Origin of the sequence: uncultured Campylobacter sp. (assembly GCF_938040115.1) — a bacterium.
GTDB lineage: Bacteria > Campylobacterota > Campylobacteria > Campylobacterales > Campylobacteraceae > Campylobacter_A.
Genome location: NZ_CALHXD010000141.1, coordinates 1 through 11229, shown reverse-complemented (window position 1 = coordinate 11229; position 11229 = coordinate 1). Strand labels below are relative to the sequence as shown.

The following is an 11229-nucleotide window of genomic DNA, read 5'->3' as shown; positions in this document are numbered from 1 at the left end:
CCCAGCGGCAGGCTCACGCCCCACATAAACACCGCGCCAGTCATTAGCGGAAATTTAGCATCGCCGCTTGCGCGCAGGGCGTTTACGATGACGATATTAAAGGTTCGTCCCGTCTCAAGCGCGATAGAAAGGGTAAAAAGCGGCAGCATGACGGCCTTTAGCTCCTCGGTCAAATTTAACCGCTCCATGATTTCAAATTTACCAAAATACGCCGCTAAAACGACAGCTAGAGTCGCGATAAAGCCGATACGAAGCGCGCGGAAAGTGCGCGAGTAGGCCTCGTCAAATCTCATCGCGCCGACTAGGTGGCCGACGATGACTTCGTTTGCCACGCTGATGCTGGCTCCGCAAAGCAGGATAAGAAGCGTTATCTGAAAGTAAATGGTCTGCACGTTTAGGCTAGCCTCGCCCATGCTCGCTACAAAGCCGAAAGCCACCATATACTGCGCCATCCAGAGCAAATTTTCGCCCGCACTCGGAAGCCCGACGGATAAAATTTTACGCAAAATGGCAAACGGCAGGCTAAATAGACGTTTAAAGAAAATATTAACTTTCGCGTAGCGAGTCAGGATCAAAAATAGCACGATAACGCCCACTAGCCTTCCGACGACGGTCGAAACCGCGACGCCGTAAAGGCCGTAGTTTGGCAGTCCTAGCCAGCCAAAAAGCGCGATAGCGTTGCCGCAAAGGGTGATGACGTTCATGAGTAGGGAAACCAGCATGACGGCGGTAGCGAAGTTATAAACGCGAAGCACGGCTGCAAGCACCATACCGATACCGTCAAAGGCTAGCGCGATACCAAGCATATGCAAGTAGTTAAAACTCTGGGCGCGAAGCTGCTCGGGAACGTTTAAAAGCTCTAAAATTTCAAAGCCGAAAAAGTAAATAAAAACCGCGCTGCCAAGGCCGATGATCGTGTTAAACGTGATGCTAGCGTGTATGACGCGTTTGGCTAAATTTATATTTTTAGCACCCAGAGCTTGAGCTACTACGACCGAACAGCCCACGCTAAGGAAGCTAAAAATGGTCATAAATAGATCCATTATCTGGTTGCCCGCGCCCATGGCGCCCACTAGATGGACGCTAACCTTAGTCACCATATATGTGTTTATGATGAGCGTCACGAAGTGCAAAAACATATCTAAAAATATCGGGATAGTGAGCTTTTTGAGCGATAAATTCATAATTTCTCTTTTGTAACGTGGATTTTAGATAACGCGCGATTATATCCAAATATAAATTTAAAGCATTTTAAGGCGGCGCTGCGTGCTTTGCGGGCGAGCGGGCATAATCTTTTTATTAGATTAATCAAGTATAATTGAAAAAATTTAATCTAAACGGATATCAAATGCACAAAACAAATTTCACGTCACGCTGGGCGTTTATCATCGCTTGCGTGGGCTCGGCTATCGGTATGGCCAATGTCTGGGGGTTTCCTTATAAGGTCGGTACGAACGGCGGCGGCGCGTTTTTGCTCGTTTATCTGTTTTTTATCGCGATATTTTCCTACGTCGGACTTTCTGCGGAGTACGCTATCGGCAGACGCGCCAAAACCGGCACTCTAGGCTCATACGAATACGCGTGGAAGAGCCGAAACTGGGGCACGTTCGGTAAAATTTTAGGCTGGATACCGCTGGCTGGCTCGATGTGTATCGCTATCGGCTACGCTGTCATCATCGCATACGTTTTAAAGGCGCTATTTCAGGCGATCACGGGCTCGCTGATGACGGTGGATACGAACACTTGGTTTGAGTCCTTTGCGCTTTCGTCCTACTCGGTCGTGCCGTTTCACTTTATCGTCGTTGCAGGCACGCTATTTACGCTATTTTTCGGCGCGCACAGTATCGAAAAGACAAATAAAATCATGATGCCGCTTTTTTTCGTGCTATTTTTTATCCTCGCTATCAGAGTGGCGTTTTTAGACGGGGCGTTTGGCGGGTATAAATTCGTCTTTCACAGCGACTGGGGCAAGCTAGCCGATCCGATGGTATGGGTAGCGGCGATGGGTCAGGCCTTTTTCTCGCTATCTATCACGGGCTCGGGTATGATCGTCTACGGCGCGTATCTATCAAAGGACGAGGACGTCGTCGATAGCGCGCAAAAAACGGCAATCTTTGACACGATCGCTGCGATGACGGCGGCGCTTGTTATGCTACCTGCGGTATTTGCTTACGGCATGGATCCGGCGGCGGGGCCCGGGTTACTTTTCGTAACGCTGCCTAAAATTTTACAAGACATGCCGGGCGGTCAAATTTTCGCGATTATTTTATTTACGGCGGTGATTTTTGGCGGCGTGACCTCGCTGCAAAATATGTTCGAAGCAGTCGCCGAGTCGATAATGCACAAATTTCCTAGCCTAAAGCGCGGCGTCGTGTTGATCGCACTTTGCATAATATGCTTCGGCATCGGCGTAAATATGGAAGCCATAACTAGCTGGGGGCCATGGATGGACTTCGTGTCGATCTATATCATCCCTATCGGTGCGGTAATCGGCGCTGTGTCGTGGTTTTGGGTCATCAAAAAAGAAGAGATCATGGACGAGATCAACACGGGCGCGGCAAAAAAGCAAGGCGCGTTTTGGTATTTTACGGGCAGATATATATACGTGCCGATGGCGCTTACGCTTTGTATCATCGCGCTTAGCATGCATATCTCGTTTTAAAGGGCGCGCGTGGCTCTAATCGACCTTATCGACGTTAGTAAAAAATTCGGTCCGAATGAAATTCTAAACAAAATAAGTCTCAACGTAAACGAGCGCGAGCGTATCGCTATCATCGGCAAAAACGGCAGCGGCAAAAGCACGCTGATGAAGCTAGTCGCGGGCGCGCTAGAGCCTGATAGCGGCAGGCGTATCGTGCAAGGCGGCGTGAAAGTAGAAATGCTCGCGCAAAATCCCAAATTTGACGATGCGGCGACGGTAAAAGACGCGCTAAATTTGGAGCTAAAAGAAATTTTCGACGCTAGGGGCGAGTATGCGGTGGTGCTAGAAGCGCTCGGCCGCAATCCGCACAACAAAGAGCTAAATGCTAGGCAAGACGAACTAATCAAATTTATCGAAGCAAAAGACGGCTGGCAGATCGAGCGCAAGATCGAGCGCGTGCTAGAGGAGTTTAAGCTAAAAGAGTACGAAAACCGAGCTGTCGCAAGCCTCAGCGGAGGCGAGATGCGCCGCGTAGCTCTGGGCGCTCTGATACTTAAAAAGCCAGATATTTTGCTACTTGACGAGCCTACGAACCACCTTGACGTTTATATGGTGAGATTTTTAGAGGATATGCTAAAAAGCTCGCGCCAGACGATAGTTTTTATCTCGCACGATCGCTACTTTATCGACGCGCTGGCAACTAGAAGCGTCGAGATCGAGGAGGGTGCGCTGGCGTCATTTGACGGCGGATACGCAAACTATCTAGCCAAAAAAGAGGAAATTTTAGCCAGCCTAGCTAAATCTCACGAGACGCTGTTAAAACAGCTAAAAGCCGAGGAGGAGTGGCTGCGCCGCGGCGTCAAAGCGCGTCTAAAACGCAACGAAGGGCGCAAAGAGCGAGTGCTAGCCATGCGCGAAGAGGCTAAGAAAAATCCGGGCGTTATACGCCGCGTTAGGCTCGAGCTTGAGCGAGCGAGCAAAAATTTTAACCAAACGCAAAGCGTAAACCGCAAAAAGATGCTATTTGAAATCAAGCAATTAAGCAAAAATATCGGCGGCAAGCAGCTTTTTAGCGATTTTAACGCGCGCGTTTTGCAAGGCGAACGCATAGCGATAGTCGGACGAAACGGCAGCGGCAAAAGCACTCTTATTAAAATTTTACTCGGGTTTGAAAAGCCAAGCAGCGGCGAAGTTAGGCGCGGCGAGGTGCGAGTGGGGTACTTTGATCAGTCGCGAAGCGCGCTAGACGACGATAAGAGCCTCATCGAGACCTTTTGCCCAAACGGTGGCGATCACGTCATGGTGCGCGGGCGAAATATGCACGTCTACGGCTACCTTAAAAATTTCCTATTTCCTAAAGAATTCCTCGATAAACCCATCGGCGTGCTAAGCGGCGGCGAGAAAAACCGCGTGGCGCTGGCTCTGCTTTTTAGCAAGGAGTACGACGTGCTCGTACTGGATGAGCCCACAAACGACCTCGATATCGCAACTATCAACATCCTTGAGGACTACCTGCAAAGCTTTGAAGGTGCTATAATCATCGTGAGTCACGACCGATACTTCGTCGATAAGATCGCGCACAAGCTCTGGGCATTTGAGGGGACGGCGATCGAGGTGCTACATCAAGAATACAGCGTCTATCTCGAGCTAGAAGACGAATTAGCCGAGCTTGGTAAATTTGAAGAAAGCCTTGCAAGCGAAGCCGAGCAAGCGCAAAAGCAAAAGAGCAAAACCGGCGCAAAGCTAAGCTACAAGCAAACGCAAATTTTATCCTCGCACCCCGAAAAAATCTCCGCGCTAGAAGCTAAGATAAAAGAGCTAAACGCCGGCCTTAGCGATCCAAAAATCTATCAGCAAATCGGCCTAACCGCGCTTTATAACGACCTAGAAGCAGCAAAAAACGAGCTTGAAACGCTAGAGAACGAATACTTTGAAGTCTTGGAAATCGCCGAGGGATTTGGAGCTTAGATGGCAAAGATATTTTTAAAAACGGGCAAGGTCGAAAACCTGATCACGAAGCAAAATTTGCACGCTAAATTTATGGCGGTTTTTTGGCTGGATGGCGTGAAGATCGTGGGGTGTTTTGACGACGGAGCGGACGAGATGGGTGTGTATTTCGGCGGTGATGGCGATACTTTGCGTGTGGCGTATGTGAGGGAAGGTGCGATAAATCGCCTAATCAGCGTCTCGCAGCTGTGTGCTGCTGGCAGTGGCTCGCTTATAGATAGACCAAAGGCGGCGATAGAGCGCAAGCTTGGGACTGAAAATATGCTTAAATTTTACCTATTTGTCGGACTTTTGCTCATCATATTGGCTGGTGCGATGCTAGCGGTGCGCGATCACAACAGCTCTCTTTTTTGTTTGCCGCTGTTTTTTGGCGTGAATTTTTTGAGTGAGGCGTGGCAGATGAGAAAATTTATCAAAGCTGCCAAAGAAAATGCAAGATAAATTTAAAGGAATAAAAAATGAATATTAAATCAATAGCTAAAATTTGCGCTTTGTTCGTGCCTGTGACGGTGTTTGGGCTGGATGGGATGAGCTTTGAGTATGGCGACTGGAAGGTCGCGTGCGACAACACGGGCACGTGCCGCGTGGCAGGATTTGAGCACGACGTAGGTAGTGAGTTTATTTCGATTTTATTTACTATAGCAGCTGGCAAAGGGGCGCAAATTGATAACGAAGTGCAAATTTTTGCTGAGAATGAGGTCGATGAAATGGAGCTTTTTATCGATGATAAATTTATCGGTGCGCTAAAAATCAACAACAAAAACGAGGCGGGAAATCACATCGATAATGATAAATTTAAACTTACGGATGCCCAAACTAGCGCGCTGATAGATGCTTTGCATGCTAACCCAAAGGTGGAGCTAAAAGCCAAAGATATAGCGTTTGAGCTCTCGCCCGTGGGCTTTAATGCCGTTTGGCTAAAAATGAACGAATTTCAGGGGCGTCTAAAAGGGCAAAAGCTGCTCGCCCCGCGTCCTATGCCAGTCATCAAAAAGGTAAAATTTGATGATGAAAATGGTAGCGAGATACCAAGGGATAGCCCCGATTTTACGCGCGTGCGAGGTATATTAAAAGCTCTGCCAGAGGCAGCAGAGTGCTTTGATTTGGTTGATGAGTTTGACGGATTTGGCGAGAGAAAAAAGATAGGTGGAATTTGGAAATATAAAATAAATGACGAGAAAATTTTGGTACAGACGAGATGCTATCTTGCCGCGTATAACGAAAGCTCCTTGCTCGCTGTGATGGATAAAAGGCTTGAAAAAGTGTATTTTGCAAGCTCCGAATTTAATGAAGTAGGTAGCGGCGAAATATCAGGAATGTACAAAGACCGCGGGTTCGGCGACTGCTGGAACAAGACAGAGGCGGTCTGGGACGGCGAAAAATTCGTAAAGAGTAGCGAGTGGGACAGCGGACCTTGCAAGGGCATAGCTGGCGGTGCGTGGGTGATGCCGACTTTTGTAAGCGAAGTGGTGGAGTGAATTATTGACTCTTTTGAAACATTGTTGAGCCCGTTAAAATGGTATTTTTGAAGAAAAATTTTAGGCTTGGTTGAACACCTTGTTAATTTTAAACTTAAAGCAAGGGGATGGTATCCGTGCGAAAGCCTTGCTGGCGGGCTGTCGCCGTTTGGCTTGTAGTTGCTCGGTCAAAAACCAAAAACAAGAAAGCAAAAACCACATAAGTTGAGTACGATTTTCTACTTCGCTTCGCTACCCCTGCATTTTCCATGCTGGTAGAAGTGTGGGAGTGAGTAGCCCAACTTTTTAGCATATTCTGCTCTTACGCACTTTGTTTGTAGCTTCACAAGAAACAGTTGCGTAGTGCCTAAAAGAGGGAAAGCGCGAACGGTGATTGAGTGGTGAGGCATCACGAAAAAATGAAGAGACCCGCAAGGACTGAGTGGCTTTTCTCCGTTGCTTCTCATTTTGTAAAAGCCACCCTGTGATTTTATCTTGGATTAATATGTTGGTTTTAAATTTAAAGAAATACCCTTTCAACTCTTATTGCTTATTTTTGAAAAACACGTCTGCGGCGGCACTTTGAAAGATAAAAAACCTATACTACTTTGCTTATTTGCGCTTTTTGCCGTACTTTTTACGGTATTTTTCATGGTTTACGTCGCTAGCTACGAGGAGGAGAATGATTTTACCCAGATAGGTAACAGCGAATTTTACGTTACGCCGCAGGGTAAAATTTACGCGCTCATCCCAAGCGGAGGCAAATTTGAGCTAAAGGGTGTGCGGGCGGATAAATTTAGGGTTTTCGCGTCTGAGGGTTACCGCGGCCGAAACGTCGGCATGGGCGAAAACGCCGTCTACTGCGGCAATCTTGCGATGACCGGGCTAGATCCATCTCGCGCTAGGGCGATTGGCAATGGGTATTTCACGGATGGCGAGATTAGCTATTTTTGCAGCGATACAGGCGAGAGAAACTACGAGCTAGGCGGCTTTACCGAGATGGTTCAAACTATGGCGTACGCGATATTTGGTGCTGATAAACCGCAAAGCTATATCTATAAAACCCAGCGCGTTTCTAGCGTAAATTTAACCCCTATTTTAGATTTTGGATTTGCGGCGGAAAAAGCTGCTTTGGGCGACGAAGGCGGCAGGGTGTACTTTGAGGGCAGGCAGCTAGAGGGTGCAGACGCTAGGGCGCTAAGATACGTACTAGACGCGCGCGGACGAGCTAGCGATTTTTACGTTACGGACGGACGAAACGTTTATTTTAAAAGCTCGCGGCTCGCGGTAAAATTTACGGCAGAGCTACACGAGGCGGCATATTTTAACGGCGTGCACTATCTTTTGGAGCCCGATAGCGGCGCAGTTTACGCGGACGAGCATGAGTTTGCGCCCGAATTTGCGCCTTATTCGCTACCCTTTGGCGTCTCCGGCTCGCACGCCTATCATCTGCTTTTTCGCGGCAAAGGCGGGATTTACTTTTGGCAGCGTCATAGCGACGACAAAAACGGCGAGCTAAAACGCGCGGCGGCGGACCCGTTTACGGGTGAAATTTTGCCGCTTGCGGGTAGCGTTTTTATCAGCGGCGGTCAGACTTATTTCGTACAAAGCCGCGAAGTGTGGCATAGAAATAAGAGTGGCAGGCGGTTAGGCTCGCGCCATACGGAGCTTTTTAGGCTTGAAACCAGCGAGCAGTGGCGTAAAATAGGCCTTGTGCGCAACGGCGTATATGGCGCGGTTTACGCAAACGGCGATAAAATTTACTATTTTGACGCGCTTGGGACGGGGCAGCTCATAGACTCTAGCGTCTACGAGATCGCGGACACTGCCGCCATAGAGATCTTGACGCGGCCGTATGATCCGCGCGGCAAAAATCCGAGCGGTGAATATATCCGCAAGATGATAAAAGATGGGCGGCTCGTACCGGCGCAAGGCGAGCTGGTTTTTGAGGCGGTTACTAGCTATGACGGCGAGGAGAGGTATTATCTTTGGATATTTATGGCGGTTGCGATTTTGGCGGCGATCGTGGGCAAAGCCTACGAGTATAAAAGCCGCGCAAAAGCGGTAGAAAACGAAACAGCGACAAAACCTCGAGTCAAAGTAAAATTTAGACGGTAAATTTGCTTAAAACGCTCAAATTTGACGTTGTGCTCGTCGCTAGCAAATTTTAATCAAATTTTCGCTAAAATCGGGTCAAATTTAAAAGGAGTGCAAATGAAACTGGGAAATTTTTCCGCAAACTCAAGCCTAAGCAATCAGTACCTAGAACAAGCTCAAAATAACAGCGCAAAAGCCCTAAATAACATCTCCACACAGCGTGCTCTAAGCGGTATCGACAGCGCAAATCTCGCTATCGCCGATTCGCTTCGCTCTCAAAGCTCAACGCTAGAGCAGGGCGTCGTAAACGCAAACGACGCTATCGGTATCCTGCAGATCGCAGACTCCACGCTAGCAAATATCACGCAAAGCGCCGACCGTATCGGCGAGCTCTCAGTGAGATATAACGGCGGCATCCTAAACTCCGACCAGCAAAAGATGATAAAAAGCGAAGCGGATGCACTCGTGGGCGCTATGAGAGAGAGCACGCAGCAGGCGAGTTTTAACGGTAAAAACGTATTTGGCGGGCAGATGAGCTTCCTAACCGGTAACGGCTCGGCGAGCGTAAATTTAAACGCGCCTGATTTTAGCGGTATTGACGTGAGTAGCGGCGATAGCGTGAGTAAATTTATCGGTAGCGTAAACGCTCTGCGAGGTGAGATCGGCGCGGCGCAAAACGGCATCATCTCAGGCATCAACGCAAGCCTAACCAAAAACGTCGCGCTAAGACAAAGCGAGTCGCAACTGCAAAATAACGACATTGCTAAAAATCTAAGCGCTTTTAAGCAAAACGACCTGCAAGCAAACGCCGCGATCCTCGCTCAAGCGCACAATACCGCAAGCTTGCAAAGCCAGTTTAACAGGCTTTTGGGTTAAATTTAACTGCTTTTATCTTTTAGCCGCTACGCTCATTGGCGGCTAAAATGCTTTTGTTTTTACTCCGATTTTAACAACAAAGTTGCCGTAAAATTTATCCTCTTAAAACCCTTAAAACCCATAAAAGGCATTTGGAAAGAGCTATTACAATTCTAAAATTTACGCCAAATTTATCTTGTATTTTTCTTCTTTTTGAAATATAATACTTATAAAATTTATTTTAAAGGATAGGGGATGAAAATCTCAAATTTAATGTTGGTTTGTATGTCCGTATTAATGCTTGGCGGTTGCGGCGCGCCTATGTTTTCGCCAAAGCCACTTGATGCAAGCGCTCGCGGAATAACCGAGGTTCGCGATACGCCGTATAACTGTAGGGTTTTGGGCGAGGCTGAAGGTAGCGACGACGCGACTGGATACGCCGCAGCGACTTTGGAGCAGGTAAGAAAAGGTGCACTCAATGACCTAAGAAACGAAGCCGTCGCCGTCGTGGGTACCGGTAAACGCATAACTCTTTACGTTTTGAGTGAGCAGGCGCTTTGCTACGGCGAGCTAGGTAGACTAGTTGGGTGTCCGCAAAACGCTGTTTACGTAAATAGCTACCGCGTGCGTGCACAGATATTTGACTGCGGCGAGAAATAAGCGGAGATAGGCGATGAATAAAATTTTAAAATTTACACTTTGCGGTTTTATCGCGTCGGTTTTGACGGGGCATGTGTTTGCTAGTGATACTGCTACACCTATAAATACGGCCAGCTATAACGCTCTTTTAAAAGAGTATATAAACGGCCCCGGTAGCGGCAAGGATTTTGAAGCGCATAACTTTGAAAAATATGCAAGCGACTTGCAAATTTATTGCCAAAAAGGCGTGCCGTATGCGTGTTACGATTTAGGTTATCTGTATTGGCTTGGGATAGGCGTGGTTAAAGATCAGGCTAGAGCGGCAACACAATATTTTCAGTTTGTTGATCGCTTTGATAGGGAAAAAGGTGGGGATAATATAAAAAAAGTTAACGATCAAATAAAGTATATTTTGGATTATTCTAATAAAAGGGAAAATCGTAGTGATGAGGAAATTATAAATTATATAAAAGCAGAACATTTGGCTTCTTTTACAGATTGCATTTTTAAGAAAAATGAACTTTTTATGAGAGACGGTAACACGTATTTAGACAAAGACTACTCGTGTTTAAGTTCTTTTTTACTACAAAGACTACTGCCCGCTGATATGCTCTACACTTATGAGATATTCGGCGGTAAAAAGATGGATAAAGACACTCTTACGAAAATGCTTTTAAAGGCCGAAGCGCGTAAAAATGGATTTGTGGGCTCGGAGTTGTTTTGGCTGCTACGAGATATGTATTTGCCGGCCGGGGGTTTTAAAGAAGGGTTTTTTAAGAATTTATTCGGCGACGACACGTCAAATTTAAGCCAAACTCAAAAAAAATGACAAAATTTAGAGCGTTTAACGCTCTAAATTCTACTAAACTCTCCACATTACTTTAGCCAAAATTATCATTACGATGCACAAAACAAGAGCGATGACGTGCGAGTATTTGCCGAATGGATCGGGCTTTTTAAGCTTATAGACGTAAAAGAGCGATATCGCCGTGATTAGGCACATTAGCCCTAGCACGCCGATCTTGGTCGCGAGTAAAATTTGAAACGAGCTACCCAGCCATCCGTTCTCGCCGCCAAAATAATCCTTTGCCATGTAAACGCCGCTGATAATTAACATCAAAAACGCCGTACCGAAAACCTTCGCGCTGCCTTTGGTGTAGGCTTTTTTGACGCGAGCGAGCGTATCCTCGTCTACGTGCTTTTTGGCAAACGGAAATATGCAAACGTCGAAAAATACGTAACCGACGAAGGCGACGGCGCTCAAAATATGAACGATCAGGAAAAATAGATACATTTAAGACCTTTTTTGTTTGATTATATTTAAATCGGTCGTTTAAAGGGATGATTTTGATTAAGGATTGCGCGGAAGAGAGTCAAATTTAATCTACAGACGAAGCGGCAAATTTGCAAAATAAGCGAACAAAAAACTACACGGAGTCAAATTTGGATTTGGTAAATTTGAGATAATGAATTGAGAGATTTATAAAAACCGCCCGTTAAATTTAACGGGCGGGGCAAATTTAAGGGCGCGTA

At 46.8% G+C, this 11229-nt stretch carries 10 protein-coding genes; 8 read left to right on the top strand and 2 right to left on the bottom strand.

Going from position 1 to position 11229, the window contains the following annotated elements; translation table 11 throughout:
- Positions 1 to 1184 (bottom strand): MATE family efflux transporter (locus Q0314_RS05215; RefSeq protein WP_298057279.1); only part of this gene is annotated, 1184 nt, incomplete at its 3' end.
- 164 nt (positions 1185 to 1348) lie between these two features.
- Between Q0314_RS05215 and Q0314_RS05210 the strand changes: the two genes are divergently transcribed.
- The 8 genes from Q0314_RS05210 to Q0314_RS05175 all read left to right on the top strand — a co-directional run bounded on the left by Q0314_RS05210 (position 1349) and on the right by Q0314_RS05175 (position 10525).
- Entirely contained in the window at positions 1349 to 2662 is a 1314-nt protein-coding gene (locus Q0314_RS05210; RefSeq protein WP_298057277.1) for a sodium-dependent transporter, read from the top strand.
- 9 nt (positions 2663 to 2671) lie between these two features.
- A complete protein-coding gene (gene abc-f / locus Q0314_RS05205) occupies positions 2672 to 4609 on the top strand; it encodes a ribosomal protection-like ABC-F family protein (protein ID WP_298057275.1) in 1938 nt (645 codons plus the stop codon).
- Entirely contained in the window at positions 4610 to 5089 is a 480-nt protein-coding gene (locus Q0314_RS05200; RefSeq protein WP_298057273.1) for a hypothetical protein, read from the top strand.
- A gap of 17 nt (positions 5090 to 5106) precedes the next feature.
- Positions 5107 to 6126, top strand: coding sequence for a DUF1176 domain-containing protein (locus Q0314_RS05195; RefSeq protein ID WP_298057271.1), 1020 nt, complete (start codon positions 5107 to 5109; stop codon positions 6124 to 6126).
- Positions 6127 to 6687: 561 nt separating this feature from the next.
- Positions 6688 to 8223, top strand: a complete 1536-nt coding sequence (locus Q0314_RS05190; RefSeq protein ID WP_298057270.1) for a DKNYY domain-containing protein — start codon at positions 6688 to 6690, stop codon at positions 8221 to 8223.
- Between the two features lie 96 nt (positions 8224 to 8319).
- Positions 8320 to 9078 carry a flagellin gene (locus Q0314_RS05185; RefSeq protein ID WP_298057268.1) on the top strand — a complete coding sequence of 253 codons (759 nt, stop codon included), beginning with the start codon at positions 8320 to 8322 and terminating at the stop codon, positions 9076 to 9078.
- Between the two features lie 234 nt (positions 9079 to 9312).
- Complete coding sequence (locus Q0314_RS05180) at positions 9313 to 9717, top strand: hypothetical protein (protein WP_298057267.1); 405 nt, start codon at positions 9313 to 9315, stop codon at positions 9715 to 9717.
- Positions 9718 to 9730: 13 nt separating this feature from the next.
- Positions 9731 to 10525: a hypothetical protein gene (locus Q0314_RS05175; RefSeq protein ID WP_298057265.1), complete on the top strand. Its 795-nt coding sequence runs from the start codon at positions 9731 to 9733 to the stop codon at positions 10523 to 10525.
- Between the two features lie 33 nt (positions 10526 to 10558).
- Here the strand turns inward: Q0314_RS05175 and Q0314_RS05170 are convergent, their stop codons facing one another.
- The gene (locus Q0314_RS05170) at positions 10559 to 10990 is read right to left on the bottom strand and encodes a trehalose-6-phosphate synthase (RefSeq protein WP_298057263.1); all 432 of its coding nucleotides are present in this window, start codon (positions 10988 to 10990) and stop codon (positions 10559 to 10561) included.
- Positions 10991 to 11229 lie beyond the last annotated feature (239 nt).

Excerpts from the sequence above, each read along its gene's own strand:
- Q0314_RS05195 (WP_298057271.1), top strand. The coding sequence starts at position 5,107 with ATGAATATTAAATCAATAGCTAAAATTTGCGCTTTGTTCGTGCCTGTG.
- Q0314_RS05185 (WP_298057268.1), top strand. The coding sequence starts at position 8,320 with ATGAAACTGGGAAATTTTTCCGCAAACTCAAGCCTAAGCAATCAGTAC.
- Q0314_RS05175 (WP_298057265.1), top strand. The coding sequence starts at position 9,731 with ATGAATAAAATTTTAAAATTTACACTTTGCGGTTTTATCGCGTCGGTT.
- Q0314_RS05170 (WP_298057263.1), bottom strand. The coding sequence starts at position 10,990 with ATGTATCTATTTTTCCTGATCGTTCATATTTTGAGCGCCGTCGCCTTC.
- Q0314_RS05200 (WP_298057273.1), top strand. The coding sequence starts at position 4,610 with ATGGCAAAGATATTTTTAAAAACGGGCAAGGTCGAAAACCTGATCACG.
- Q0314_RS05180 (WP_298057267.1), top strand. The coding sequence starts at position 9,313 with ATGAAAATCTCAAATTTAATGTTGGTTTGTATGTCCGTATTAATGCTT.
- Q0314_RS05210 (WP_298057277.1), top strand. The coding sequence starts at position 1,349 with ATGCACAAAACAAATTTCACGTCACGCTGGGCGTTTATCATCGCTTGC.